Raw genomic sequence first — 24,983 nt, forward strand, 5'->3', positions numbered from 1 at the left:
GGATCAGTACAGGTTCGGTTCCATCTCCAGCTCGACCCCGAAGCGCTCGTAGATATCGGCTTGTATCCTGCGCGCCAAGTCATGCACCTGTGCCCCGCTTGCCCGGCCATAGTTCACCAGGACCAGCGATTGCAGACGATGCACCCCGGCATCCCCGTCCCGGTATCCTTTCCACCCCGCCTGCTCGATCAGCCAGCCTGCAGCCAGCTTCACCTGCCCATCTGCCTGCGGATAAGCCATCACGCCCGGGAAGCGCTCGCGAATCTGCTCGGCCAGCGCCGCCGTTACCACAGGGTTCTTGAAGAAGCTGCCGGCGTTGCCAAGCTCGGCCGGGTCAGGCAGTTTTTCCCTGCGAATGCTGCAGATAGCTTCGCTGATGGCCATGGCGGTCGGCGCATGAACGCCCTGCTCCAGCAGACGCTGGCGAACCGGGCCGTAATCCAGATGCGCATGCAGGGTTCGACTCAGAGCAAAACGCACCCGCAGGATCAGCCACCGCCCAGGGTTGCGTTTGAACAAACTGTCCCGATAAGCGAAGGCACATTCCTCCAGAGCAAAGTCCCGCAACTCGCCGGTTTCACGATCCAAGGCGGTTAGGCCGGCAAATACGTCCTTGATCTCTACGCCATAGGCACCGACGTTCTGCATGGGCGCGGCGCCAACGGTGCCCGGGATCAGGCTGAGGTTCTCCAGACCGCAAAAGCCCTGTGTCAGGCTCCACTGCACGAAGGGATGCCAAGGCTCGCCTGCCTCGGCCTCCACCACGACCCGATCACCATCGTCCTGCAACACCCGACGGCCTCGGCTGGCCATATGCAACACCAAGGCATCGATGTCACCAGTCAGCAGCAGGTTGCTGCCGCCACCGATCACCAGCACACGCACTTGCCGCTCGATGGCCTCAGCCAGGGCCTGACGGACCTGCGCATCGTCATGGGCCTGGGTGAAATAGCGTGCCTTCACGTCAATGCCAAAGGTGTTGTAGGGCTTGAGCGAGACACGTTCCTGCCAGCTCGTCATAGCCGCCCCTTGATTTCAACGACCAGCGCCTGGCATGCAGCTTCGATCAGGTCCAAGACCTGCTCGAAACCTTCGGCGCCGCCATAGTACGGGTCCGGTACCTCATCCAAGGCTGCGCCATAGCGGCGCAGAAAGAGATCCAGTTCACCGGGCGCGGCGTGGGGACGCATGGCGTGCAGATGAGCCAGGTTGCTCTTGTCCATCGCCAGGATCAGGTCGTATTCGGCAAAATGCTCTGCCTTGACCTGCTGGGCACGCTGACGGGACAAGTCATAGCCACGCGCCAGAGCCGCGCGGCAGGTACGGCTGTCGGGCGCCTTGCCGACGTGCCAGTCACCGGTGCCGGCCGAGGCCACGTGCACCAGCTCGGCAAGTCCTGCGGCCTGCAATTGGTGGCGCAATACACCTTCGGCAGTCGGTGAACGACAGATATTGCCCAGGCAGACGAACAGAACGCGCATCAGGCCTCCAGCAAGCGCCGAACGCGCTCCAGGTCTTCAGGAGTATCCACGCCGACGGCCGGGGCCTCGATGGCGTCTGCTACGTGAATGCGCACGCCATGCCATAGGGCGCGCAGTTGCTCCAGCGCTTCGGTCTGCTCCAGCCAGCAAGGGCCCCAGCTGACGAAGTCCTGGAGAAAACCCACACGGTAGGCATACATACCGATATGACGGCGGTAAGGAACGCCTTCGGGGATGCTGTCGCGGCGCTTGGCGAACGCATCTCGCGCCCAAGGCAGCGGTGCACGGCTGAAGGTCAGGGCCAGACCATGCTTATCGCTGACCACCTTGACCGCATTGGGATTGAACACGGTTTCAGGCTCGGCGATCGGCTCGGCCAACGTCGCGATGCCCGCTTCCGGATGGGCTGCAAGGTTGGCGGCCACCTGATCGATGATCACCGGCGGAATCAAAGGCTCGTCGCCCTGCACATTGACCACGATGGCGTCAGCCGGCAGGCCCAGATGCGAGGCCACTTCGGCCAGTCGGTCAGTGCCGGACTCGTGGTCGGCACGGGTCAGCAGGACCTCGGCGCCAAATGCCTGGCAAGCCTCGACGATGCTGGCATCGTCGGTGGCGATGACCACGCGGCTGGCGCCGCTTTTGCGGGCCTGTTCCCAGACATGCTGGACCATCGGCTTGCCGGCAATCGCCAGCAGTGGCTTGCCCGGCAGGCGGGTCGAGCGCAGGCGGGCAGGAATCACCACGGTGAAATTCAAGCTCATTTGTCCAGGCGCTCGTCGTCGGTCAGGGTGCGCGCTTCACTTTCCAGCATCACCGGGATGCCGTCACGAATCGGATAAGCCAGGCCCGCGCCCTTGCTGATCAGCTCGGTTTTGTCGGCACTGAGCTTGAGCGGGCCCTTGGTGATCGGGCAGGCCAGGATATCGAGCAATTTGGTGTCCATGGAGGCTTCCTTGAGGCCAAAGGCCGGAAAAAGAAAAAGGCTCAGGGCTGGAGACGTTCAGGCAGCAGACGCTGCAACTGCCCGTCGAACCAGTTGGCAAAGGCCTGGGATGGCACGGCGTCGACCGCCAGGTACCACCAGTCGTCGGCCGCAAAGGGCCGGCACTTCACTGCATCCTTCTCAGTCATCACCAGCGGCAGCGCCGGACTGAACGCCAGGTTCTCGACGCTGAACTGCGCATGATCGGCAAAGGGATGCGGTATCGGCTGCCAGTTTAGCCCTTGCAATGTATTGAAGAAACGCTGTGGATTGCCGATGCCAGCCACGGCGTGCAACGCCTGGCCAACCGGAAAGTGATCGAGTGGGCGACGCTCGCCGCTGCGCAGATTGACCAGTGCCGAGGGCCGCAGGCCGAAAGCGAAGCCGTCGTCCAGGTCCACCTTTGCGCCGTTGTACAGCACCGCATCGGCCTCGGCCAGACGCTCGACCGGCTCCCGCAACGGGCCCGCCGGCAGACAACGGCGATTGCCCAGGCCGCGGGCGGCGTCAATCAGCACCAGCTCCAAGTCACGCGCCAGGCGGTAGTGCTGCATGCCGTCATCGCACAGGATCAGGTCTAGCGGCTCGCTGGCCAGCAGCGCCTGCACGGCGCAGGAACGGTCGGGGTCGATCATCAGAGGCACGCCTGTACGTTGAACGATCAACAGCGGTTCGTCACCGGCGTGCTGCGCGCTCTGGTCTGCCCGGACACGCCAAGGCAGGCAGGGCGGCGCTGCGCCATAACCCCGACTGACCACCCCGACCTTGAGCCCAAGCAGACGACAGTGCTCGATCAACCAGAGAATCATCGGCGTCTTTCCGGTGCCGCCGACCGTGATGTTGCCCACTACGATCACCGGCACCGGCGCTCGGTAGCTGGCGCTGTCACCCCTGAGAAAACGTGCACGCTTGCGCGTCACCACCCGCCGGTACAGGGCCTCGAGCGGGCGCAACAGCGCAAGCGCCGGATGCCCGGCATACCAGGCCGCGAGCAGACGGTCAGCGAAAGCCATCAAGGAGTACCCTGCGCGGCCTCGACGGTGGTCATGCGCAACTTGCTGAAGCCGAGCTTGCCGGCCGCATCCATTGCGGTGACCACAGCCTGGTGCGGCGTCTTGCCGTCCGCGCTGATCGCCAGCGGCAGGGTGATGTCCCCGCCCGATTCGCGCTCGAGCGCCTCGGTCAAGGTCGCCAGATCGCTCTTGGGCAGCAAGTGGTTGTTGACCGAATACACGCCGTCCGCACTGATGGTGATTTCCACAACCTTGCCCTCCTCTGCCGGTGCCTGGGTGGCACTGGCGGCTTCGGGCAGCTCGACGCGCAACTGGGTCTCGCGGGTAAAGGTGGTGGTGACCACGAAGAACAGGAGCAGAACGAACACCACGTCGATCAACGACGCCAGGTTGATGTCCACGTTCTCCCGTTGCCGGTTGCGCCGGAACTTCACGCCTTGCCTCCGGCCACTTCCACTTCGCGATCGCCTTGCAGCACCTCGACCAGCTTGATTGCCTCCTGCTCCATGCCGACGACCAGCTCATCGATGCGTCGCTGCAGGAACCGGTGGAAGAAGACCGCCGGGATCCCCACCATCAGGCCGGCGGCCGTGGTGACCAGGGCCTTGGAAATACCACCCGCGAGAACGGCCGGGTTGGCAGTCATCTGCGAGCCCATGAAGGCGCTGAAGATATCGATCATGCCCAGCACCGTACCCAGAAGGCCGAGCAAGGGGGCCATCGCGGCGATGGTGCCCAATGTACCGATATAGCGCTCCAACTCATGGATGACCCGGGAGGCGGCCTCCTCGATGCACTCTTTCATGATCTCGCGACCATGGCGGGAGTTGGCCAGGCCCGCAGCGAGGATTTCGCCCAACGGCGAATCGGCGCGCAGGGCCTTGAGCTTGTCACTGGTCAGTTGCTTGTCCTTGATCCACATCCACACCTGGCCCAGCAGGTGCGGTGGGGTCACGCGACTGGCGCGCAGGGTCCACAGGCGCTCGGCGACGATAGCCATGGCGGCGATGGAACTCAGAATGATCGGCAGCATCATCCAACCACCGGACTTGACCAATTCCCACACAGTAAGCATCCCCTTGAAAAAGGCCGCCACTCTACCATAGGACCGTGGGGGGCTCATCTGCCGAAGGTCAGGGAGTCGGCCGTTCACATTATGTCCTGCGCATGGGCCATTCATTGCCCCTGTCGCCAGAACCGCCGCTGCGCCCGCAGTCCCTCGACCTCGCCATGGGTGCCCAGGCGTAGGCGCAAAGCGCCTTCGATCGCGGTGTCATGAACGCTCAACCCGTACCGCCGGTAACGCTCCACGACCTGCGGATGCGGATGACCGAAGCTGTTGTAATGCCCCCGGGAAATCATCACGCCCCTTGGCGACGTAGCGCGGATGAACGGCTCGGTGGACGAGCTGCGACTGCCATGGTGCGGCGCCTGCAACCAGTCGATGCGCGGCGCATCGGTCGCTGCCAGCCAAGCCCGCTCGGCACCAGCCTCCATATCGCCGGCCAGTAACAACCGCTCGCCCTGGGCCTGTACCAGCAGCGCACAGGAACGCTCGTTACCGGCCGGCCCCCCTGCCCACTGCCAAAGCATGAAGTCCACCCCATCCCAGTGCCAGCGCTCGCCACTGACGCACCGGCGTGCCCGCAAAGCCTCCGGTAATTGTTCAGGCTCCCCCGCAAGCACCCTACCCAGCGGCAGACCGCGGCCGATGGCCGCTGCGCCGCCGGCATGATCGGCGTGGCCATGACTGATCAGCATCAGATCCAGGTGCTTGACGCCAAGCTTGCGCAAGGTCGGCAACACCACCCGGTCCCCCAGGTCCATGTCACCCTTGGCGGGGCCGGCATCGTAAAGCAGGCTGTGCGTGCGGGTTCGCAGCAGCACGGCCAGGCCCTGCCCCACATCCAGTTGCAGGATTTCAACCTGCCCCTGCGGCACTGGCTCCCGTGGAGCCCACAGAGCCATCAGCATCACGCCCCCCAGTCCACGCAGCGGCACCCCCCGGGGCAGCAACAGCAACGCCGCCCCCAATCCGACCAGCAGTCCCGCCCACGGCGTCAATGCCTGGGGCTCCCAGGCCGGACGCCATTGCCCCAACAGCGCCAACTGCTGAAACAATATTTCCAGCAACCCGCCTGCCCACCACAGCAACAGCTCACCGGGCTGGCCCAGCGGCAAGAGCGCACTGCCCAGCAGCGCCAACGGCAACACGGCAAAACTGATCCAGGGTACCGCCAACAGATTGGCCAGGGGCGCTGTCAGGCTGATCGGCAAACCCAGCGCCAGCAAGGCCGGCAACAAGCCCACCGCGACCACCCATTGCGCCCTGCTCCAGGCTTGCCACGGCCGCCAGCCGCCGAGGCGCCCGGCAAAGCAGAACACCAGAACCGCGACTGCGGCGAACGATAGCCAGAACCCGGGCAACAGGCTCGCCAACGGTTCGATCAGCAGCACGCCACACAGGGCGGCCAGCAACGGCAGGAGCGCCCCCAGATGACTGAAGTGCAGACGCCAGAGCAGGACCATCGCCAGCATCAGGCAAGCTCGCTGCACCGGCACACCGAACCCTGCGAGCCCGCCGTACCCCAACGCTGAAACCAGACTCAGCGCGCACGCCCAAGGCAACCATGGCAGACGCTGGGGCCACAGGCCCAGGCGCGCCAGCCACGCCACCAAGCCATAGACCAGCCCGGCCACCAAGCCGATGTGCTGGCCGGAAATCACCATCAAGTGCACCGTACCGGTGGCCTGCAACGCCTGCCATTCCGAGCGTGCAAGCCCCGAGCCATCCCCCAGGACCAGCGCCGCCAGGGCACCTTCGCGCCCCTGGGCATCGACTGCCAGCAAGCGTTGGCGCACCGCGTCGCGCCAGTTGTTCGTGGCGGGTGCCAATAACTGCCCAGCCTTGACGGTGCCCACGGCGCCGATCCGCCGCGCGAGAAAAAGCGCCTCCCAGTCGGGACCATGGGGGTTGAGCAGGCCATGGGGTCGCTTGAGCGTGACAGCCAGGCGCCAGTACTCGCCGGCGCTCAGTTGTGGCCCCTCGAACCAGTTCAACTGAAGCCGACGCGGCAAGGCGGTGCGACGCGAGGTAGGGTCCGCAAGCTCGAAGCGCACGGATTGCCCTCGTAGTGCGGGCAATCCCACCACCCGCCCCTCCAGCCACAGGGTTCGCCCATCCAACGCGGATTCCAGACGATCATCCAAGGCGTTTTGCGCCGACCAACAGGCCCAGCTCATTCCGAGGAGAAAGCAACCTACAGCCCTGGCTCTGCCAGGAAGACAAACCACGCCGAGCAACAGCATCGTCAGCGTCGCGCCGACCGATGGCAATGCAGGCAGAATACGCAGGCTCAACAGCCCGAGTGCGAGCGCGAACATCCCTGTGCGCATGAGATAGAGCTCCAGAAGCGAAACAGCCCTCTGAGGCTTAGCTGAAAAGTCGGCCGACCTTGCTCAATAATTGTCACAAACTCTGAACAAGGTCGTCAGGCAAAAAAGGCATACTGCCCTCATTCACCTGCCGGGAGCGTACATGCCGCGCCGTCTCTTCAAACGCTACATGCCGGATCCAACCAGCATCCGCGAACACAAGTCCTTACGCTTTTTCGGCAGATTGCTGCACGATCCCAACCTCTGGCACCTGAACCGCCATTCGGTGGCGCGGGCCATGGGCGTCGGCCTGTTTGCGGCACTGATTCCCATGCCCATGCAGATGTTGCTGGCCGCCAGCCTGGCAATCCCACTGCGGGGCAACCTGCCAATCGCGGTCAGCCTGGTCTGGCTGACCAATCCACTGACCATGCCGCCGGTGTTCTTCGTCACCTACATGACCGGCGCCTGGCTGATGCAGGTGCCGCCCCGCACGCTGCCGGACGAAATCACCGTCCAGTGGGTCACCGATCAACTGTCGACGATTTGGCAGCCCTTCCTGCTGGGCTCGGTGGTGTGTGGGCTGGTGCTGGGCCTGTTCGCCTACTTCGCCACCATGCTGTACTGGCGCTGGTGGGTAGGCCGGCAATGGCGCCGGCGCAAGGCCCAGGGGGCAGCCAGGCACGCCTCAGGCACGCATGCCACGGCCGCTAACCAGCAGACGAACGCACAGCAGGTAAAGCACTGCAGTGGCCACCAACATGAAGGTGATCGCAGTGCCGATACGGATATCCGACACCCCTAGGATGCCGTAGCGGAACGAGTTGACCATGTGCAGTACCGGGTTCGCCAACGACACGGTCTGCCAGAATGGCGGCAGCAAGCTGATCGAATAGAACACCCCGCCGAGGTAGGTCAACGGCGTCAGCACGAACGTCGGAATGATCGAGATATCGTCGAAATTGCGCGCGAACACGGCGTTGACGAAGCCCAGCAGCGAGAAGATGGTCGCGGTCAGCAGCACCACCGCGACAGTGACACCCAGGTGATGCACCTGCAGATGGGTGAAGAACATCGACAGGATGGTCACGATCACCCCGACAGCCAGGCCACGCAACACGCCTCCGAGCACATAGCCGACGAGAATGGTGTGCGGCGATACCGGCGAGACCATCAGCTCTTCGATCGAACGCTGGAACTTGCTGCCAAAGAAGCTCGAAACCACGTTGCCGTAGGAGTTGGTGATCACCGACATCATGATCAACCCCGGCACGATGTATTCCATGTACGTGAAGCCGCCCATGTCGCCGATCTGTCGACCGATGAGATTTCCGAAGATCACGAAATACAACACCATGGTGATCGCCGGCGGCAACAGGGTTTGCGGCCAGATGCGCAAAAAGCGCCGGACTTCACGGTAGACGATGGTGTTGAGGGCGACCCAGTTGGTGCGCAGGTCCAGACTCATACGGCCACCTTCGACAGGTTTTTTTCTACCAGTGACACGAACAGCTCCTCGAGTCGGTTGGTCTTGTTGCGCAGGCTCTGCACTTCGATCTGCTGCAATGCCAGTTGGCCAAACAGCGCGGTGATGCCCATCGCTTTGTCCACCTGCACTTCCAGGGTGTGCGGCGTGATCAGCCGGCACGGGTAGCCCTGAAGCACCGGCGCCTGGGCAAGATCCTGCTTGAGGTCGAGAACGAAGGTTTCCACGTGCAGCTTGCTCAGCAGCTTGCGCATGCTGGTGTTCTCGACGATGGTGCCATGGTCGATGATGCCGATGTTGCGGCACAGCTGCTCAGCTTCTTCCAGGTAATGGGTGGTCAGGATGATGGTGATGCCTTTCTGGTTCAGCTCGGTGAGAAAGCTCCACATCGAACGGCGCAGCTCGATGTCCACACCCGCGGTCGGCTCATCGAGAATCAGCAAGCGCGGTTCGTGAATCAGCGCCCGGGCGATCATCAAGCGGCGCTTCATGCCGCCGGAGAGCGAGCGCGACTGCACATCCCGCTTATCCCACAGGCCCAGTTGGGTCAGGTACTGTTCGGCGCGCTCCTTGGCCAGCTTGGGCGGGATGCCGTAGTAGCCCGCCTGGGTGACCACGATATCGAAGGTCTTCTCGAACTGGTTGAAGTTGAACTCCTGCGGCACCACGCCCAGGCAACGCTTGAGCGCGGCAGGGTCGCGATCCAGGTCATGGCCGAACACATTCACCGTGCCGCTGGTCTTGTTGACCAGGGTGGAGAGAATGCCGATGGTGGTGGACTTGCCGGCGCCGTTGGGGCCAAGCAAAGCGAAGAAGTCACCCTCGGCGACATCCAGGTCGATGCCCTTGAGGGCCTGGAAGCCGTTGCCGTAGGTCTTGGTCAGCTGTCGTATGGACAGGGCGGAACTCATAGCGGGTCAGGTACCGAGAAAAGGGTTCAGGACACGCCAGGGCTGATCACTGGCGCAGTGAGTGCGGCCAATGGTGCAAGCCCTGGCCGCGCAAGTACAGTCATGTGTATCGATAATGACTATCGAAATGACCACGGTGTTCAGGTCAATGCCGTCATTACCGCTGCTTGGTAGGCCGGGCGTTGGCGCAGGCGCTCATACCAGGCCCTCAGATGGTGCATCTGCGGGCGCTCGATCGGCATTTCGAACCAGGCGTAGATAAAACAGCCCAGGGGGATATCGCCCATGCCAATCTGCTGGCCGGACAGGTAAGGCTGGTCCGCCAGGGCCTGGTCGGCGATCGACAGCAACTGCGCGCATTGCTTGTGGGCAGCATTGATGGCCACCCAGTCGCGCTGGTCCTCCGGCGTGCGCAGCAGGCCCCAGAACAACGGCCGGAATGGCGTAGCGAAGGACGAGGTGGTCCAATCCATCCATTTGTCCGCCAAGGCGCGCTGGCGCGGATCGTCCAGATACCAGCCTTGGTCGCGGCCATATTGGGCGCACAGGTAGCGAACGATGGCGTTGGACTCCCAGAGCACCAAGTCGTCATCTTCGAGCATCGGCACCAAGCCATTAGGGTTGCGCGCCCGATAATGCGGCTCGTCCACCACACCGAAGGCGCCGCCAGCGTCGATCGATTCGAAGTCCAGGCCCAGTTCATGGGCAATCCACAGTGCCTTGCGCACATTGCTCGAGTTCTTGCGGCCCCAGATCTTCAGCATGACAGCGTCCTTTGGTATGCAGAGGCCCGATAGTCTACTCCAATCCGCCGGCCTGGTTGGTGAAACACCGGACTGCGCTGAACGCTCGCCGCCATACCCTGTCACTGTTCAGGTCAGGCCGTCCCGCCAGGCAGGTCTAAGCTCTGTGGGATAGCTCGTACCCAATGTTCCATGGAGGAAGGATTATGTTGCTGCTGTGGTTGGTGGTGTTGGTGATCGGTGCGGCGTACCTCACGCATCGGCGCCTGGCCCCCCTGAAGATCCTGGGGGCCGTCGCGGTATATGTGTTACTGATGGGCATCTGGGGGCACGCCCCTGCCTGGCTGCTGGCATTGATCTGGCTGGTATTGGCCTTCAAGACCGCATTTTTGGTATTGCCGCAATGGCGGCGCAAGTTGTTCACGACCCCTGTGTTCCAATGGTTCCGGCGCACGCTGCCGCCGATGTCACGAACCGAACGCGAGGCCATCGACGCCGGCACGGTCTGGTGGGATGGCCAACTGTTCAGCGGCCGCCCCGACTGGAATGTCCTGCTCGACTATCCGGCAGCCACGCTGACCGACGAAGAACAGGCCTTCATCGACGGCCCCACCGAGGCCCTCTGCGCCATGGTCAGCGACTGGCAGATCAGTCAGGACCTGGACCTGCCAGCAGAAGCGTGGACGCATATCAAGGCCCATGGCTTCTTCGCTCTGATAATCCCCAAAGCATACGGCGGCAAAGGTTTCTCGGCCTATGCCCACTCTCAAATCGTGATGAAACTGGCTACCCGTAGCGCCGACCTGGCCTCGACGGTGATGGTGCCCAACTCCCTGGGCCCGGCCGAGCTGCTGTTGCACTACGGCACTGAGGAACAACGCAATCATTATCTGCCTCGCCTGGCTCGCGGCGAGGAAATCCCCTGCTTCGCCCTCACCGGCCCACTGGCCGGCTCGGACGCGAGCGCCATGCCAGACACCGGCGTGATCTGCAAAGGCCAATGGCAAGGTGAAGAAGTGATCGGCCTGCGCTTGAACTGGGAGAAGCGCTATATCACCCTTGGTCCGATCGCGACACTGCTGGGCCTGGCCTTCAAGGCTTATGACCCGGAGCACCTGCTGGGCGACACGCAGGATCTGGGCATCAGCCTGGCGCTGGTGCCCACCGATACACCGGGTGTCGAAATCGGCAGGCGCCACTTCCCGCTGGGCGCGGCCTTCATGAATGGCCCCAACAGCGGCAAAGATGTCTTCATACCGCTGGATTACCTGATCGGCGGCAAGGACATGCTCGGCAAAGGCTGGATGATGCTGATGAACTGCCTGTCCGTGGGCCGTTCCATTTCCCTGCCCGCGGGAGGCACAGGTGCAGCCAAGTACAGCAGCCTGGTGACCGGTCAGTACGCACGCATTCGCGAACAGTTCAATGTTCCCTTGGCCGCCTTCGAAGGCATCCAAGCCTCCCTGGCCCGCATTGGCGGCAACGCGTGGCTGGCCGACAGCGCCCGGATACTGACCGCCCAGGCCGTCGACCTCGGCGAAAAACCCTCGGTGCTGTCGGCGATTCTCAAGTACCACCTTACCGAGCGAGGTCGCGAATGCATCCAGCACGCCATGGATGTACATGGTGGCAAAGGCATCATCCTGGGCCCGAACAATTACCTGGCACGCAACTGGATGGGCGCACCGATCTCCATCACCGTCGAAGGGGCCAACATTCTTTCACGCAATTTGATGATCTTCGGTCAGGGCGCGATCCGCTGCCATCCGTTCGTGCTCGAGGAAATGGCCCTTGCCGGGCGCGAGGACCACGAGCAGGCGCTCGCCGAGTTCGATGACTTGTTGATGAAACATATCCTCTTCGCCGCCGGCAATGCCGCCAGCACCCTGGTACTGGGGCTCGGCCTGGGTCGCTTCGAGCAGGTACCAGGTGATGCCCTCAGCCAAGGCTATTTCCGCGCACTGAACCGACAAGCTGCGGCATTTGCACTGCTGGCGGACCTGTCGATGATGATGCTCGGCGGTGCACTCAAACGCCGGGAACGCCTCAGTGCGCGCCTCGGCGATGTATTGAGCTATCTGTACCTGGCTTCGGCGTCTCTCAAGCGCTACCACGACTTGGGCTCACCGGAGCACCTGCAACCATTGCTGCGCTGGGCCCTGGAGGAAAGCCTGGGCCAGTCGGAGGCCGCACTGGATCGCCTGCTCGACAATTTCCCTAACCGCTTCGTCGGTTGCGCCTTGCGTGTGCTGGTCTTCCCTCTGGGACGTCGCCACACCGGGCCAAGCGATGAATTGGATGCCGAGGTGGCGGAGTTGATTGGGCGGCGCAAGGGAGACCCTGCGCTTGAAGAGCTGCTGAGCGGCTGCTTCCGTCCGCAGGCAGAAGCCGACCCGGTGGCAGCCTTGCAACGGGCCAGCGACCTATTGGCAGAGTGTGCCCCTCTGCACAAGGCGCTGCACGAGGCGATCAGGCACGGCAAGGTCCATCCCGCACCCGGGCAGTCAGCGATAGACGCTGCCGTCGAGGCTGGCGTACTGCAAGCTGCCGAGGGGCAGCGCTTGCATGAGGCGCAGGCAGCTCGGCGACGGGTGATCGATGTGGACGCATTCGACAAGGAGGCGCTGCGCCCGATCAAAGACGCGATACGCTGACTCCTGGCGATCGGGTTGTGCTGACACGCTCAGCACAACCCGCGCAACCGGCGTATACTCCGCCCCCGTTTCAGCCATACCGAGGACCCTTCCATGGCCAACCCGCACCTGGAGTATCACCTGCAACTGCTTCAGCACCTGCGCACCATTCTGGTCGCCCTGGGTGAAGCCGAGCAGGTGCCGGAAGAGAGCCACGCCCTGTTCCTCGAACGCTTCGATGAACTGCTCACCCTGCTGCCGCAGGATCCACTGGAAAGCCAGTACCTGGGCCAAGACCTGATTTGCCAGGTAATCCAGCGCTACCCGCAGATTGCCCACCTGGTACCACGGGACCTGCTTTGGTTCTTCGGCGGCGACTGCCTGCACTTCATGCCCGATGAAGAACTGGCCGTGTACCAGCAACTCGAAGACCTGCGCTACGAAGCCGAACAGAACGGTGAAGCCTTCGACTGGAACCAGCAAAAGCAACTGCTGAGCCTGCCTGAACAGACACCGAAGCATTGATGCCCCAGCAGGGCAAGCACAGGCTTGCCCTGCCCCCAAAAAAACGGGAGCGCAGGTGCCGACGCCAGAAACGGCAAAAAAAAACGCCCTCTCGTCTGAGAGGGCGTTTTCGATTTGGAGCGGGAAACGAGACTCGAACTCGCGACCCCGACCTTGGCAAGGTCGTGCTCTACCAACTGAGCTATTCCCGCAAATATGAAGCAAACCGCTATTTGGCATGAAGCGCCGTACTGGCCTTCATCGCCACTGCATCGCCATGGACGATACAGCTTTGAATTGGAGCGGGAAACGAGACTCGAACTCGCGACCCCGACCTTGGCAAGGTCGTGCTCTACCAACTGAGCTATTCCCGCAAATGGCGTCCCCTAGGGGACTCGAACCCCTGTTACCGCCGTGAAAGGGCGGTGTCCTAGGCCACTAGACGAAGGGGACATACCCAACGCTTTTCAGCGCACCAGCTCAATGCCTTTCGACAGCGACTGGATTTTCAAGCTCTGCCAGAGGCAGAACTCAGGAAAACTGGAGCGGGAAACGAGACTCGAACTCGCGACCCCGACCTTGGCAAGGTCGTGCTCTACCAACTGAGCTATTCCCGCATTGGCGTCCCCTAGGGGACTCGAACCCCTGTTACCGCCGTGAAAGGGCGGTGTCCTAGGCCACTAGACGAAGGGGACACACACTGCAACTTTTCACTCCCTGCCGCGCTTTGCTGTGAGCTTTACGCTGCAAGTGGCGCGCATTCTATGGATGCCTTGAGGGGGCGTCAACCCCTTTCTGGAAATTTATTTAAATCAATGACTTCCGGCTTTAGAAAGACAACAGGCATGATGCGCCCAACGGCTGGCGTTGATTTTTTGACAGCAGGTCGGCAAGCTCGTGGCAAAGTGCTAGCAGAGCAATTCGCAATCCTGTCGGATAGCCCTACCCGGCCATAGGCGAACTCTCCTACACTCAAGTCGGAAATTATCTATTTGACGAGGCGTTAACGGTGACACCACTTCTGATCACCTTGCTCATCGTGGCAGGTATCGCGCTACTGATCGTGATCGGCTACCTCAATAATGTCGTGGAAAACGCCAAGCTTGAGCGCGCTCGCCTGAAAATAGAACTGGCAGAACGCCTGCGTCGCTGCGGCGAAATCAGCGAAACCTTCCCCCGGCAACTCATGACGCCAGCCCTCAAGGTGCTGCTGACCCGCCTGGAGCTCAACCTTTATCAACGTCAATTGGCACTGGACAAGCACAACGCCGAGATCAAGGGACGTATCAGCGAGCTGGAAAGCCTCGTTGCCCAAGGCGACGGCATTGCGATCAACAACCCGCCCAGTCCGATCCAGACCGAGGCCAAAGCCAAGGAAGTGCGTTTTCTCTTGGAGTCGTTGCACAACCAGATCGTACGCGCCACTCAGGAGGGTTTCCTGCAAACCAATGAAGGCAAGTATTGGGTCAAGGAGATTCGCCACCTGTTGGTCCTGCTGCACATCGAGTTCTTCAACAACCTGGGCCAGCAAGCCCTGCAGCAGAACCAACCCGGTCAGGCGCGGCTGGCTTTCGACCGGGGTGTGCAATACCTGCGCAAACAGCAGGACCCCAAGCAATACGACGAACAGCGCATCTACCTGGAAAAGCTCCTGGCCCGTGCCGACGCACTGGTGAAGGACAAGATGGAACCTGCGGAAAACGACGAAAATGCGCTGACCCAAGGTCTGAAGACCGACGAAAGCGAAAACTGGAAAAAGAAAGCGCTCTACGACTGAGGGCTGATCCTCGCGACCACTTCGTCAAACTGCTCGTTGCGCGAAGCAGATAACGCGCTACGCCAGTGTGCACGGACAAAACCGCTCCCACAGAAAAGCGCAGCAAAGACAAGGGGCTTTCATAGGCCCCTTGTCGTTTTCAGCAGTCTGTCAACTCAAGGAAAATCGCCGTCAGGCGTTCCAGCCCGGCTTGATCCGCCTCGCTGAACCGCGCCAGCTTCGGGCTGTCCAGGTCCAGCACACCAATCAGCCTGCCCGCCTTCACCAGGGGAATCACCAGCTCGCTATTGGATGCGCTGTCACAGGCGATGTGGCCTGGGAAGACATGCACATCCTCGACCCGCTGGGTCTGACGCGATGCCGCGGCCGCTCCGCACACACCCTTGCCGAAGGGGATGCGTACGCAGGCCACCTGGCCCTGGAACGGGCCGAGCACCAATTGCTCGTCGCGGTTGAGATAGAAGCCAGCCCAGTTCAGGTCCTCGATCTGATGATAGAGAAACGCAGAAAACTGCGCGGCATTGGCGATGAAGTCGCGTTCGTCGGCAAACAGCGCCTGCACTTGCGCGGCCAGCAGGTCGTAGCCATCGAGGCCGGAGCCGCTGGCGTTGAGGTCGATCATTGTTTCTGCTCCAACAATTGCCGCCCGAACCAATACCGGGCGAACTGATAGGCACAACGGCCATTACGGATGCCGCAGCCGGACGACCGGCGCACGACGAGTTTGTCCAAGGCTTCGCACGATGCCGCCCCCGGGCTAGAGGTGCCGCCAAAGCCCATGATCGAGCGGTAAAGAACCTGACACCAACGCGAGCAGCTTGGCTGTATCGACTATGCTTGCGCAGCGCAAGGGACGTAAACCGGCTCGGACTCCATGGATATCAAGTTCACCAATCGCCTGTCATACAAGCAAGCCCGGTTGACAGTCATGGTCGGCTTCATCTTGGGGGCGCTGCTCAGCCTCGTGCAGATCGGCATCGATTATGCCAGCGAAGACGCGTCCATCAACCGCGAGGTGCAGGCGCTGCTGCAAATCAGCCACGATCCGCTGTCGCGCATCACTTACAACATCGACGCAGAGCTTGCCCAAGAGCTGATCGGTGGCCTGCTGCAATCGCCGGCGGTGATCCGCGCGCGCCTGGTCGACAACAACGACACCGTGCTGGCCGACGCCAGCCGCCCTCGCCAGGAAGACCGCTACCGGCCACTGAGCGATTTCCTGTTTGGCGAACAGCGCCAGTTTCAGGAACGCTTGTTTCTGTCCAGCCTGCCCAATGAATACCTCGGCACTTTGTATCTGGACATCGACACCTATGCCTTTGGCGGTCGCTTTCTGGACCGCGCAGGCGTCACCTTGGTCAGTGGTTTCGCCCGCAGCCTGGTGCTGGCCGGCATTCTCCTGGCGTTGTTCTATATGATGCTGACCAAGCCGCTGGTAACGGTGATCGCCGCTCTGAGCAGTAGCGACCCGCGCCATCCCCACCAAGGACGCCTGACATGCCCCCATGGCCATGAACAGGATGAGATCGGCGTGCTGGTCAAAGTCGCCAACCAGCAGTTCGTCAGCATGTCCACCGAGATCCAGCAACGCCGCCATGCCGAAAACCGCCTGACCGAGTACCTGAACGAACTGGAGGATATCGTCTCGGCCCGTACCGACGAGCTCAAGGCCAGCAACAACCGCCTCAGCCAGTCCAACCAAGAGCTGGAGCACGCCCGCCAACAGGCATTGGACATGGCCCAGGCCAGAGCCGCATTCCTGGCCAACATGAGCCATGAAATCCGCACGCCGCTCAACGGCATGCTCGGCATGATTTCCCTGGCCTTGGACAGCCCGCTGGCCGCCGAACAACGCCAGCAGCTATCCATCGCACACGACTCGGGCAAGGTGTTGGTAGAACTGCTCAACGATATTCTCGACCTGTCCAAATTCGATGCCGGGCAACTGGAGCTTGAGCGCATCCCCTTCGACATGGGCGCGATGGTCGAGGACACCGCCAATCTGCTGTCGCAGAACGCGGCAGCCAACGTCGAACTGACCTGCCTGATCAGCCCCGACTTTCCCAGCACGGTGCTGGGCGACCCGACCCGGGTAAGGCAGATTGTGAGTAATTTGCTGTCCAACGCTCTCAAATTCACCCGCTTTGGCCGGGTCGATGTGCGCCTGACGCCGATCGTCGGGGGCGTACGCCTGGAAGTGTGCGACACCGGCATCGGCATCCCAGAACAGGCCCAAGCGCGCATCTTCCAGCCCTTCACCCAAGCCGGCGCCGGCATCACCCGCCAGTACGGCGGCACGGGGCTAGGCCTTGCCCTGACCCGCAACCTGTGCAAGGCCATGCAAGGTCACTTGCACATCGACTCCGAGGCAGGCTTTGGCAGCCGCTTCACGGCTGAGCTGCCGCTGCTCGCGCACACCGAGGCCATCCCGCCCGCCCCTTTGCATGGGCGCGTCGTCGTTCTGAGCAACGCTGCCAGTGGCCTGACCGAACTGTTGCACAAGCTGCTGCCTGGCTGGGGACTGTCCTATCACGGCTTCGATGATGCAGCGCAGGCCGCCGACGCCGCGCCCGACTTGGTAATCACCGACGATGTGGCCCACCTGGACACCTTGCGCTCCTGCCTGCAGGCGCCGATTCTGCTGGTGACTGCGTACGGCAACTTCCTCACCCAGGAGCACGCCACGCAACTGGCCCCCCTGCTGCAACTGGCGCGCCCCCTGGCACGCAACACCCTGTATCAGACGCTGCGCCGCGCATTGGAGGGTGTCGAGGCCGACGTCCCCCGGCGCCACCTGCAGGCCCAGCACCAGCCAATACGGGCTCGCGTCCTGCTGGTAGAGGACAACCCGGTCAATCAACTGGTGGCCAAAGGCATGCTGGTCAAACTCGGTTGCCAGGTGCTGCTCGCCACCCAGGGCGCCGAGGCCCTGGCGCAATTGGAGCAGGAGACGGTGGACATGGTGCTGATGGACTGCAACATGCCGGTGATGGACGGCTACGAGGCCACCCGGCGCATCCGCCAGGACGGGCGATGGCCAGCACTGCCGATCGTTGCCTTGACCGCCAACGCCATGCCCGAGGAGCGCGAGCGTTGCCGCGCCGCCGGTATGAACGATTACCTGGCCAAGCCGTTTCGTCGCGAGGAGTTGCTGGCGTTGGTCGACCACTGGGTGCCGATCAGCGGCTGAGCAAGGCCTCGATCGACGCCTTGAGCGCCTCAGGCTTGGTGTTGGGGGCGTAGCGGGTAACCTTGCCGCTGGCAGGGTCGACCAGGAACTTGGTGAAATTCCACTTGATCCGCTGCGTGCCCAGGATGCCGGGTGCGCGCTTTTTCAGCTCGACGAACAAGGGATGGGCATCCGGGCCATTGACCTCGATCTTGCGAAACAACGGGAAGCTCACACCGAAGCTGCGCTCGCAGAACTGCGCGATGTCCAAGGCATCCCCGGGCTCCTGCTTGCCAAACTGATTGCAGGGGAACCCGAGGACCACCAGCCCGCGTTCGCGGTATTGCTTCCACAGCTGCTCCAGGCCCTTGTACTGGGGCGTGAAACCACACTGGCTGGCGGTGTTGACCACCAGCAGCGCCTTGCCCGGAAAGTCGCCCAGCACCTTTTGCTCGCCCTTCAAGGTGACGCAGCGGATGTTCTTCAGCGTATCGGCCATCGCAGGTCTCCGGTCAGTCACGCGGCTTGAGGTCCAGGCACACTGAGTTGATGCAGTAGCGCAGGCCGGTCGGTGGCGGGCCATCGGGGAACACGTGGCCCAGGTGGGCATCGCAACGCGCGCAGGTGACTTCGGTACGGATCATGCCGTGGGAGGTGTCGCGTATCTCGATCATGGCGCTCTGCTCGATCGGCTCGTAGAAACTGGGCCAACCGCAGCCGGAGTCGAACTTGGCTCGCGAGTCGAACAATGGCAGGTCGCAGCAGATGCAGTGGTAGATGCCATCGCGACGCTCGCTGTTGTACTTGCCACTGAAGGGGCGCTCGGTGCCCTTCAAACGGCACACCTCATACTGGGCCGGATCCAGCATCTGGCGCCATTCTTCCAGGGTTTTGTCGATCTTTTGCATGGGGGAACCTCGGCAGGCTGAATTTCACTCGCGCCGTCTTTCTTTATGGCGGGGGTGACACGTATATTAGTTGGCTTCTTTTGCCAGCCAGTCTGGCATGCACTCCGCCCTTTTCAAACCTTTTGACGGCGGCGCGCCGCGACTTCTCAATCGGGATCACATCATGCAGTTCAGCAAATCGAACAAGCTCGCCAATGTCTGCTACGACATTCGCGGCCCAGTGCTCAAGCACGCCAAACGCCTGGAAGAGGAAGGCCATCGCATCCTCAAGCTGAACATCGGCAACCCGGCGCCGTTTGGCTTCGAGGCGCCGGACGAGATCCTCCAGGATGTGATCCGCAACCTGCCCACCGCCCAGGGCTACAGCGACTCCAAAGGCTTGTTCAGCGCGCGTAAGGCGGTCATGCAGTACTGCCAGCAAAAGCAGATCGAGGGTGTGGGCATCGAGGACATCTACCTCGGCAACGGCGTGTCCGAGCTGATCGTGATGTCCATGCAGGCACTGCTCAACAACGGCGATGAAGTGCTGATCCCGGCCCCGGACTACCCGCTGTGGACCGCCGCCGTCAGCCTGGCGGGCGGCAAGCCTGTGCACTACCTGTGTGACGAACAGGCCGACTGGTTCCCGGACCTGGAAGACATCAAGGCCAAGATCACCCCGAACACCAAGGCCCTGGTGATCATCAACCCGAACAACCCGACCGGCGCTGTGTACTCCAAGGAACTGCTGCTGGGCATGCTGGAGCTGGCCCGCCAGCACAACCTGGTGGTGTTCTCCGACGAGATCTACGACAAGATCCTCTACGACGAAGCCGTGCACATCAGCACCGCGTCGCTGGCCCCGGACCTGCTTTGCCTGACCTTCAACGGCCTGTCCAAGTCGTACCGGGTGGCGGGCTTCCGCTCCGGCTGGCTGATCATCTCCGGGCCCAAGCAGCACGCCCAGAGTTACATCGAAGGCATCGACATGCTGGCCAACATGCGTCTGTGCGCCAACGTGCCGGCCCAGCACGCGATCCAGACTGCTCTGGGCGGCTATCAGAGCATCAACGACCTGGTGCTGCCGCCAGGCCGCCTGCTCGAGCAGCGCAACCGCACCTACGAGTTGCTCAACGACATTCCCGGGGTGAGCTGCGTCAAGCCCATGGGCGCGCTATACGCCTTCCCCAAGATCGACCCGAAAGTCTGTCCGATCCACAATGACGAAAAGTTCGTCCTCGACCTGCTGTTGTCGGAAAAACTGCTGATCGTCCAGGGCACGGCCTTCAACTGGCCTTGGCCGGACCACTTCCGCGTGGTGACCTTGCCACGGGTGGACGATCTGGAGCAGGCCATCGGACGGATCGGCAACTTCCTGCGCACTTACCAGCAGTAAGCTATCGGAGGGGGACTGTGTCCCTTCCCAGGCTATCGCCGTCGCCCGACTGCCTTCGGTGTCGGCGATAGTCCTCAATGATTCGCAGCGCCGTCATGGAGCGTTTTCTGCAGGAGAGTTCTTACATCCTGCAACGCTCTATCCCACAGCCCACGCCCTATCCTCTGCCATACTCCGCCGTACACAGTTTGAAATAGTCGGCCGGTTGAATCAGTGTGACCCGCCCCTTATATAGCCCGCAGTACGCGACATTTTCATCCGTCAGGAGAACGTAACAACCATGATGCGCATTCTGTTGTTTGTAGCCACCAACCTCGCGGTGGTGCTGGTTGCAAGCATTACCCTGAGCCTGTTCGGCTTCAACGGGTTCATGGCGGCCAACGGCGTTGACCTCAATCTCAGCCAACTGCTGGTCTTCTGCGCCGTGTTCGGCTTCGCCGGCTCGCTGGTCTCGCTGTTCATCTCCAAGTGGATGGCGAAGATGACCACCGGCACCCAGATCATCAGCCAACCTCGCACCCGCCACGAACAGTGGCTGCTGCAGACGGTCGAGGAACTGTCCCGCGAGGCCGGCATCAAGATGCCGGAAGTGGGTATCTTCCCAGCCTACGAAGCCAACGCCTTCGCCACCGGCTGGAACCGCAACGACGCTCTGGTGGCCGTATCCCAGGGCTTGCTCGAGCGCTTCTCGCCTGATGAAGTGCGTGCCGTGCTGGCCCATGAAATCGGCCACGTGGCCAACGGTGACATGGTCACCCTGGCGCTGGTGCAAGGCGTGGTGAACACCTTCGTGATGTTCTTCGCCCGCATCATCGGCAACTTCGTCGACAAGGTGATCTTCAAGAACGAAGAAGGCCAAGGCATCGCCTACTATGTGGCGACCATCGTCGCCGAGCTGATCCTGGGTATCCTGGCCAGCATGATCGTCATGTGGTTCTCGCGCCGCCGCGAATACCGTGCCGACGAAGCCGGCGCCCAGCTGGCCGGCACCGGCGCGATGATCGGCGCCCTGCAGCGCCTGCGCGTGGAGCAAGGTATGCCTGTGCACATGCCCGACACCTTGAAGGCGTTCGGCATCAATGGTGGCCTCAAGCACGGCCTGGCAGGCCTGCTGATGAGCCACCCGCCACTGGAAGACCGCATCGAGGCGCTGCGCCGCCGCGGTTGATCCAAGCGCACGAAAAAGGGCGACTTCGGTCGCCCTTTTTCGTGCACGCTGGACGCTCGTTCAGCGTACCAGTCGATATACCCGCTCGATCAGGCTCGTGATTCCGGCCTGTTCGAATTTTGGGCTCTCCTGAATGATCTCCCGCTCTTCGAGCGTTTCCACCCGCCAGCCAGCGAACCCAGTCCGTACCTCGTCATCCGTTACCGAAAACGGCGGCCCGTCGAGCCGTGCCTGATCGTAATCGAGCGTCACCATCAGGCCCTTGCAGGCATCCGGCAACAGCCGCGACAGCAACGCCAGGTAACGTTCGCGCATGGCAGGAGGCAAGGCAATGACCGCCGCACGGTCATACAGGCCGACGCAATCGCCCACATCCTGCGCCGTCAGCGCAAAGAAATCCCCGCACCACAATTCCACATCACCGCTGCGCCATACTTCGAAGGCGCCCTGCTGGGTTACCTGCGGCGCCAAGCCGTGTTCGTTGAAAAAGTCCTCTACTGCACGCCGGGACAGCTCCACGCCCAGAACCTGATGCCCCTGCCCCGCCAGCCAGGCCAGGTCCAGGCTCTTGCCACACAAGGGCACCAGCACGCGGCTAGCCTGCGCCAGGCCTAATGCAGGCCAATAGGTTTGCAGATAAAGATTGACCTGCGCCTGATGAAAGCCGATCTGATTGTCCGCCCATCGCTTGTGCCAGAACGCCGGCTCCATGCTTCCTCCCGGTTTTTCGATGAAATGCGCTGAAAACTTATATTGGATATCGATCGGTAACTGATCGAAGATGAACGCATCTTACCCGCCAGGACATCGCCATGCTGCCCAGCCTGTTCATTTCCCATGGTTCGCCCATGCTCGCCTTGCAACCCGGCGCCAGCGGGCCCGCATTGTCCAAGCTGGCCAATGACCTTGCGCTTGCGAAGGCGATCATCGTGGTATCGGCGCACTGGGAGAGCCGCGAGTTGCTGGTGACGGGCAATCCACAGCCACAAACCTGGCATGACTTTCATGGGTTTCCTGCCGCGCTGTATGCCGTGCAATACCCCGCCCCCGGTGAGCCGGAACTGGCCCGACAGGTGAGCGACCGCCTGACGGCAGCAGGCCTGCCCACCCGCCTGGATACCCACCGCCCCTTCGACCACGGCGCCTGGGTGCCGCTTTCGCTGATGTATCCGGATGCCAGCATTCCCGTCATCCAGGTGTCGTTGCCCAGCCAACTTGGCCCAGCCCTGCAGCTCAAAGTTGGCGAAGCGCTTGCCGGGTTGCGCACCGAAGGCGTACTGCTGATCGGTTCCGGCAGCATTACTCACAACCTGGGCGAGCTGGACTGGCACGCCGGGCCGGACGTGATCGAGCCGTGGGCGCTGGCGTTTCGGGACTGGGTAGTGGAAAAGCTGACGCAGAATGACCGGCAGGCGCTGCTCGACTACCGACAACAGGCGCCATTTGCCGTGCGCAATCACCCCAGCGACGAACACCTGTTGCCGTTGTTCTTTGCCCTGGGGGCTGGCGAGCGGTTTGGTGTCGTCCATCAAGGATTCACCTTGGGGGCGCTTGGGATGGACATCTATCGGTTCGACTGAGGAACGTTCACGTCCCCAGGCCTGTGCGGCCCTGTACAGCCCTTCACGCCAATGCACCGACAAAAAAAATCCCCGACCTAGGCCGGGGATTTTTTCATTGCGCCAGGATCAATCCTCGCGGTAGCGGCGCAGCTTCAGCTGCTTGCCAGCCACACGGGTGTCCTTGAGCTTGGACAGCAGACGCTCCAGGCCGTCTTCAGGCAGCTCGATCAAGCTGAAGCTGTCACGTACCTGGATACGGCCGATGGCGTCACGCGCCAGGCCACCTTCGTTGAGGATCGCGCCGAGCAGGTTCTTGGCGGCGATGCCGTCACGGGCACCGAGGGCGGTACGGCAACGCACGCGGCCTTCGGCCAGCGGCATTGGCGCACGGCGCTCGCGATCACCACGCTCGCTGCGCTCACCGCGATCGGAACGCTCGCCGCGCTCACGCGGGGTGAAGGTCGGCACCAGAGGCTGCTCACGCTCGACCGAAGCCAGGTCCAAGGCTTGGCCGTTGGTGGCCTTGCGCAGCAGGGCCGAAGCCAGGGCACGCGGGCTGCAGCCCAGGTCTGCGGTCAGGCGGTCGAACAGCTCGCCATGGCTGGCTTCTGCCTCGGCAACCATCGGTGCCAGGCTTGCGGTCAGCTTCTTGATACGTGCATCGAGCACGGCCTGCGGGTTCGGCAGGCGGGCTTCAGCGACCTTCTGCCCGGTCACGCGCTCGATGACCTGCAGCATGCGACGCTCACGTGGGGTGACCAGCAGCAGTGCGCGACCATCGCGACCGGCACGACCGGTACGGCCGATACGGTGCACGTAGGACTCCGGGTCGTACGGCATGTCGACGTTGAACACGTGGGTGATGCGCGGTACGTCCAGGCCTCGGGCGGCGACATCGGTCGCGACGACGATGTCCAGGCGGCCATCCTTGAGCGAGTCGATGACACGTTCACGCTGGTTCTGGGCGATGTCGCCGTTCAGCGCGGCGGCCTTGTAGCCCTTGGCTTCCAGCGCGGCGGCCAGGTCCAGGGTGGCTTGCTTGGTCCGTACGAAGGCGATCAGCGCGTCGAACTCTTCCACTTCCAGCAGACGCAGCACAGCCGGAATCTTCTGGTCGGCATGGACCATCAGGTGGGCCTGGTCGATCGCGGTGACGGTCTGGGTCTTGCTCTGGATCTTGACGTGCTTCGGTTCACGCAGGTGACGCTCGGCGATGGAGCGGATCGAAGACGGCAGGGTGGCGGAGAACAGTACGGTCTGGCGCGACTCCGGGATGGCCTTGAAGATGACTTCCAGGTCGTCCATGAAGCCGAGCTTGAGCATTTCGTCTGCCTCGTCGAGTACCAGGTACTGGACGGTGGACAGGACTTTCTCGTCGCGGCGCAGATGGTCGCACAGGCGACCCGGGGTGGCGACGACGATCTGTGCGCCGTTACGAATGGCGCGCAGTTGTGGGCCCATCGGGGCACCACCGTAGACAGCCACCACGTTCACGCCAGGCATCTGCTTGGCGTAGGTTTCGAAGGCGGTGGCTACTTGCAGCGCCAGCTCGCGGGTTGGCGCTAGGATCAGGGCTTGCGGTTCGCGCTTGCTCACATCGATCTTGTTGAGGATCGGCAGGGCGAAGGCAGCGGTCTTGCCGGTGCCAGTCTGCGCCTGGCCGATCATGTCGTGACCGGCGAGGATGATCGGGATCGATTGTTGCTGGATGGCCGATGGCTCTTCATAGCCTGTGGCCAGCACGGCGGCAACGATGTTCGGATGAAGATCGAGAGCGGCGAATCCGCCGGTTTCCTGGGTCATGGGTCTGCCTCTATGTGCATCCGCAAAGACCCATGCTCCAAAGCTGCACATGCCTTGAAAGACCAAAAGGTCACCCAGGCAGCTTTGGCG

Annotated in this window: 23 protein-coding genes, 5 tRNA genes and 2 pseudogenes; 8 read left to right on the forward strand and 22 right to left on the reverse strand. The window is 62.3% G+C overall.

What is annotated here, in order from left to right:
• Positions 1-3 precede the first annotated feature (3 nt).
• The 8 genes from murB to J5X93_RS18665 all read right to left on the reverse strand — a co-directional run bounded on the left by murB (position 4) and on the right by J5X93_RS18665 (position 6,875).
• Positions 4-1,020, reverse strand: a complete 1,017-nt coding sequence (murB, locus tag J5X93_RS18630; protein ID WP_250033811.1) for a UDP-N-acetylmuramate dehydrogenase — start codon at positions 1,018-1,020, stop codon at positions 4-6.
• Positions 1,017-1,481 carry a low molecular weight protein-tyrosine-phosphatase gene (locus tag J5X93_RS18635; protein ID WP_043214393.1) on the reverse strand — a complete coding sequence of 155 codons (465 nt, stop codon included), beginning with the start codon at positions 1,479-1,481 and terminating at the stop codon, positions 1,017-1,019. The genes murB and J5X93_RS18635 overlap by 4 nt, the downstream gene beginning before the upstream one ends.
• Positions 1,481-2,245, reverse strand: coding sequence for a 3-deoxy-manno-octulosonate cytidylyltransferase (gene kdsB / locus J5X93_RS18640; protein ID WP_070573253.1), 765 nt, complete (start codon positions 2,243-2,245; stop codon positions 1,481-1,483). The genes J5X93_RS18635 and kdsB overlap by 1 nt, the downstream gene beginning before the upstream one ends.
• On the reverse strand, positions 2,242-2,427 hold the full coding sequence (locus tag J5X93_RS18645; RefSeq protein WP_003247142.1) for a Trm112 family protein: 186 nt from the start codon (positions 2,425-2,427) through the stop codon (positions 2,242-2,244). Before J5X93_RS18645 ends, kdsB begins: the two co-directional genes overlap by 4 nt.
• Before the next feature lie 41 nt (positions 2,428-2,468).
• Entirely contained in the window at positions 2,469-3,479 is a 1,011-nt protein-coding gene (lpxK, locus tag J5X93_RS18650; RefSeq protein WP_250033813.1) for a tetraacyldisaccharide 4'-kinase, read from the reverse strand.
• Entirely contained in the window at positions 3,479-3,913 is a 435-nt protein-coding gene (pocB, locus tag J5X93_RS18655) for a flagellar polar localization protein PocB (RefSeq protein WP_043214387.1), read from the reverse strand. The genes lpxK and pocB overlap by 1 nt, the downstream gene beginning before the upstream one ends.
• Positions 3,910-4,545 carry a flagellar polar localization protein PocA gene (pocA, locus tag J5X93_RS18660; RefSeq protein WP_043214385.1) on the reverse strand — a complete coding sequence of 212 codons (636 nt, stop codon included), beginning with the start codon at positions 4,543-4,545 and terminating at the stop codon, positions 3,910-3,912. Before pocA ends, pocB begins: the two co-directional genes overlap by 4 nt.
• Before the next feature lie 110 nt (positions 4,546-4,655).
• Positions 4,656-6,875: a DNA internalization-related competence protein ComEC/Rec2 gene (locus J5X93_RS18665; protein ID WP_250033815.1), complete on the reverse strand. Its 2,220-nt coding sequence runs from the start codon at positions 6,873-6,875 to the stop codon at positions 4,656-4,658.
• A 142-nt stretch (positions 6,876-7,017) separates the two neighbouring features.
• On the opposite strand from J5X93_RS18665, the gene J5X93_RS18670 reads away from it, so the two are divergent.
• Positions 7,018-7,659, forward strand: coding sequence for a DUF2062 domain-containing protein (locus J5X93_RS18670; RefSeq protein WP_139205743.1), 642 nt, complete (start codon positions 7,018-7,020; stop codon positions 7,657-7,659).
• On the opposite strand, the gene J5X93_RS18675 is transcribed toward J5X93_RS18670, so the two are convergent.
• The 3 genes from J5X93_RS18675 to J5X93_RS18685 form a co-directional block, all read right to left on the reverse strand.
• Positions 7,543-8,322: an ABC transporter permease gene (locus tag J5X93_RS18675; RefSeq protein WP_043214381.1), complete on the reverse strand. Its 780-nt coding sequence runs from the start codon at positions 8,320-8,322 to the stop codon at positions 7,543-7,545. The two genes, J5X93_RS18670 and J5X93_RS18675, sit on opposite strands and share 117 nt — an antisense overlap.
• Positions 8,319-9,251 (reverse strand): ABC transporter ATP-binding protein, encoded by a 933-nt coding sequence (locus J5X93_RS18680; protein ID WP_070573244.1) that lies wholly within the window; start codon positions 9,249-9,251, stop codon positions 8,319-8,321. Before J5X93_RS18680 ends, J5X93_RS18675 begins: the two co-directional genes overlap by 4 nt.
• Before the next feature lie 140 nt (positions 9,252-9,391).
• Positions 9,392-10,015 carry a glutathione S-transferase gene (locus J5X93_RS18685; RefSeq protein WP_043214375.1) on the reverse strand — a complete coding sequence of 208 codons (624 nt, stop codon included), beginning with the start codon at positions 10,013-10,015 and terminating at the stop codon, positions 9,392-9,394.
• 185 nt (positions 10,016-10,200) lie between these two features.
• On the opposite strand from J5X93_RS18685, the gene J5X93_RS18690 reads away from it, so the two are divergent.
• Entirely contained in the window at positions 10,201-12,648 is a 2,448-nt protein-coding gene (locus tag J5X93_RS18690; protein ID WP_148921498.1) for an acyl-CoA dehydrogenase, read from the forward strand.
• Positions 12,649-12,741: 93 nt separating this feature from the next.
• Positions 12,742-13,152 carry a PA2817 family protein gene (locus tag J5X93_RS18695; RefSeq protein ID WP_043209867.1) on the forward strand — a complete coding sequence of 137 codons (411 nt, stop codon included), beginning with the start codon at positions 12,742-12,744 and terminating at the stop codon, positions 13,150-13,152.
• A gap of 115 nt (positions 13,153-13,267) precedes the next feature.
• On the opposite strand, the gene J5X93_RS18700 is transcribed toward J5X93_RS18695, so the two are convergent.
• From J5X93_RS18700 to J5X93_RS18720, 5 genes are all read right to left on the reverse strand, one after another.
• Positions 13,268-13,343, reverse strand: a tRNA-Gly gene (locus J5X93_RS18700).
• Positions 13,344-13,429: 86 nt separating this feature from the next.
• A tRNA-Gly gene (locus J5X93_RS18705) sits at positions 13,430-13,505 on the reverse strand.
• Positions 13,506-13,508: 3 nt separating this feature from the next.
• Positions 13,509-13,584, reverse strand: a tRNA-Glu gene (locus J5X93_RS18710).
• A gap of 88 nt (positions 13,585-13,672) precedes the next feature.
• Positions 13,673-13,748: transfer RNA gene (locus tag J5X93_RS18715), tRNA-Gly, on the reverse strand.
• A gap of 2 nt (positions 13,749-13,750) precedes the next feature.
• Positions 13,751-13,826: transfer RNA gene (locus tag J5X93_RS18720), tRNA-Glu, on the reverse strand.
• Between the two features lie 314 nt (positions 13,827-14,140).
• Between J5X93_RS18720 and J5X93_RS18725 the strand changes: the two genes are divergently transcribed.
• A complete protein-coding gene (locus J5X93_RS18725) occupies positions 14,141-14,908 on the forward strand; it encodes a hypothetical protein (protein ID WP_090343769.1) in 768 nt (255 codons plus the stop codon).
• Positions 14,909-15,047: 139 nt separating this feature from the next.
• Here J5X93_RS18725 and msrC read toward each other — a convergent pair whose 3' ends face one another.
• Both msrC and J5X93_RS18735 read right to left on the reverse strand, forming a co-directional pair.
• Positions 15,048-15,530 (reverse strand): free L-methionine (R)-S-oxide reductase MsrC, encoded by a 483-nt coding sequence (gene msrC, locus J5X93_RS18730; RefSeq protein ID WP_090343767.1) that lies wholly within the window; start codon positions 15,528-15,530, stop codon positions 15,048-15,050.
• A pseudogene (locus tag J5X93_RS18735) lies at positions 15,527-15,646 on the reverse strand (AAA family ATPase); the annotation flags it as partial. The pseudogene J5X93_RS18735 and the gene msrC, both read right to left, overlap by 4 nt.
• A gap of 95 nt (positions 15,647-15,741) precedes the next feature.
• On the opposite strand from J5X93_RS18735, the pseudogene J5X93_RS18740 reads away from it, so the two are divergent.
• Positions 15,742-18,098 (forward strand): annotated as a pseudogene (locus tag J5X93_RS18740) (response regulator).
• Here J5X93_RS18740 and J5X93_RS18745 read toward each other — a convergent pair.
• Both J5X93_RS18745 and msrB read right to left on the reverse strand, forming a co-directional pair.
• Positions 18,088-18,576 (reverse strand): glutathione peroxidase, encoded by a 489-nt coding sequence (locus J5X93_RS18745; RefSeq protein WP_250033817.1) that lies wholly within the window; start codon positions 18,574-18,576, stop codon positions 18,088-18,090. The pseudogene J5X93_RS18740 and the gene J5X93_RS18745 sit on opposite strands and share 11 nt — an antisense overlap.
• A 13-nt stretch (positions 18,577-18,589) precedes the next feature.
• The gene (gene msrB / locus J5X93_RS18750; protein WP_043209856.1) at positions 18,590-18,985 is read right to left on the reverse strand and encodes a peptide-methionine (R)-S-oxide reductase MsrB; all 396 of its coding nucleotides are present in this window, start codon (positions 18,983-18,985) and stop codon (positions 18,590-18,592) included.
• 163 nt (positions 18,986-19,148) lie between these two features.
• On the opposite strand from msrB, the gene J5X93_RS18755 reads away from it, so the two are divergent.
• Both J5X93_RS18755 and htpX read left to right on the forward strand, forming a co-directional pair.
• Positions 19,149-20,360: a pyridoxal phosphate-dependent aminotransferase gene (locus J5X93_RS18755; protein WP_043209854.1), complete on the forward strand. Its 1,212-nt coding sequence runs from the start codon at positions 19,149-19,151 to the stop codon at positions 20,358-20,360.
• Positions 20,361-20,640: 280 nt separating this feature from the next.
• Positions 20,641-21,528, forward strand: a complete 888-nt coding sequence (htpX, locus tag J5X93_RS18760; RefSeq protein WP_043209852.1) for a protease HtpX — start codon at positions 20,641-20,643, stop codon at positions 21,526-21,528.
• Between the two features lie 60 nt (positions 21,529-21,588).
• Here htpX and J5X93_RS18765 read toward each other — a convergent pair whose 3' ends face one another.
• Positions 21,589-22,239 (reverse strand): thiopurine S-methyltransferase, encoded by a 651-nt coding sequence (locus tag J5X93_RS18765; RefSeq protein ID WP_043209850.1) that lies wholly within the window; start codon positions 22,237-22,239, stop codon positions 21,589-21,591.
• Between the two features lie 101 nt (positions 22,240-22,340).
• On the opposite strand from J5X93_RS18765, the gene J5X93_RS18770 reads away from it, so the two are divergent.
• The gene (locus tag J5X93_RS18770; RefSeq protein WP_250033818.1) at positions 22,341-23,108 is read left to right on the forward strand and encodes a DODA-type extradiol aromatic ring-opening family dioxygenase; all 768 of its coding nucleotides are present in this window, start codon (positions 22,341-22,343) and stop codon (positions 23,106-23,108) included.
• Between the two features lie 108 nt (positions 23,109-23,216).
• Here J5X93_RS18770 and J5X93_RS18775 read toward each other — a convergent pair whose 3' ends face one another.
• Positions 23,217-24,893 (reverse strand): DEAD/DEAH box helicase, encoded by a 1,677-nt coding sequence (locus J5X93_RS18775; protein WP_043209845.1) that lies wholly within the window; start codon positions 24,891-24,893, stop codon positions 23,217-23,219.
• Positions 24,894-24,983: the final 90 nt, after the last annotated feature.

It is taken from the genome of Pseudomonas sp. BYT-1 (genome assembly GCF_023611805.1).
GTDB lineage: Bacteria > Pseudomonadota > Gammaproteobacteria > Pseudomonadales > Pseudomonadaceae > Aquipseudomonas > Aquipseudomonas guariconensis.

Excerpts from the sequence above, each read along its gene's own strand:
- murB (WP_250033811.1), bottom strand. The coding sequence starts at position 1,020 with ATGACGAGCTGGCAGGAACGTGTCTCGCTCAAGCCCTACAACACCTTT.
- J5X93_RS18635 (WP_043214393.1), bottom strand. The coding sequence starts at position 1,481 with ATGCGCGTTCTGTTCGTCTGCCTGGGCAATATCTGTCGTTCACCGACT.
- kdsB (WP_070573253.1), bottom strand. The coding sequence starts at position 2,245 with ATGAGCTTGAATTTCACCGTGGTGATTCCTGCCCGCCTGCGCTCGACC.
- J5X93_RS18645 (WP_003247142.1), bottom strand. The coding sequence starts at position 2,427 with ATGGACACCAAATTGCTCGATATCCTGGCCTGCCCGATCACCAAGGGC.
- lpxK (WP_250033813.1), bottom strand. The coding sequence starts at position 3,479 with ATGGCTTTCGCTGACCGTCTGCTCGCGGCCTGGTATGCCGGGCATCCG.
- J5X93_RS18665 (WP_250033815.1), bottom strand. The coding sequence starts at position 6,875 with ATGCGCACAGGGATGTTCGCGCTCGCACTCGGGCTGTTGAGCCTGCGT.
- J5X93_RS18670 (WP_139205743.1), top strand. The coding sequence starts at position 7,018 with ATGCCGCGCCGTCTCTTCAAACGCTACATGCCGGATCCAACCAGCATC.
- J5X93_RS18675 (WP_043214381.1), bottom strand. The coding sequence starts at position 8,322 with ATGAGTCTGGACCTGCGCACCAACTGGGTCGCCCTCAACACCATCGTC.
- J5X93_RS18680 (WP_070573244.1), bottom strand. The coding sequence starts at position 9,251 with ATGAGTTCCGCCCTGTCCATACGACAGCTGACCAAGACCTACGGCAAC.
- J5X93_RS18685 (WP_043214375.1), bottom strand. The coding sequence starts at position 10,015 with ATGCTGAAGATCTGGGGCCGCAAGAACTCGAGCAATGTGCGCAAGGCA.
- J5X93_RS18690 (WP_148921498.1), top strand. The coding sequence starts at position 10,201 with ATGTTGCTGCTGTGGTTGGTGGTGTTGGTGATCGGTGCGGCGTACCTC.
- J5X93_RS18695 (WP_043209867.1), top strand. The coding sequence starts at position 12,742 with ATGGCCAACCCGCACCTGGAGTATCACCTGCAACTGCTTCAGCACCTG.
- msrC (WP_090343767.1), bottom strand. The coding sequence starts at position 15,530 with ATGATCGACCTCAACGCCAGCGGCTCCGGCCTCGATGGCTACGACCTG.
- J5X93_RS18745 (WP_250033817.1), bottom strand. The coding sequence starts at position 18,576 with ATGGCCGATACGCTGAAGAACATCCGCTGCGTCACCTTGAAGGGCGAG.
- msrB (WP_043209856.1), bottom strand. The coding sequence starts at position 18,985 with ATGCAAAAGATCGACAAAACCCTGGAAGAATGGCGCCAGATGCTGGAT.
- J5X93_RS18755 (WP_043209854.1), top strand. The coding sequence starts at position 19,149 with ATGCAGTTCAGCAAATCGAACAAGCTCGCCAATGTCTGCTACGACATT.
- htpX (WP_043209852.1), top strand. The coding sequence starts at position 20,641 with ATGATGCGCATTCTGTTGTTTGTAGCCACCAACCTCGCGGTGGTGCTG.
- J5X93_RS18765 (WP_043209850.1), bottom strand. The coding sequence starts at position 22,239 with ATGGAGCCGGCGTTCTGGCACAAGCGATGGGCGGACAATCAGATCGGC.
- J5X93_RS18770 (WP_250033818.1), top strand. The coding sequence starts at position 22,341 with ATGCTGCCCAGCCTGTTCATTTCCCATGGTTCGCCCATGCTCGCCTTG.
- J5X93_RS18775 (WP_043209845.1), bottom strand. The coding sequence starts at position 24,893 with ATGACCCAGGAAACCGGCGGATTCGCCGCTCTCGATCTTCATCCGAAC.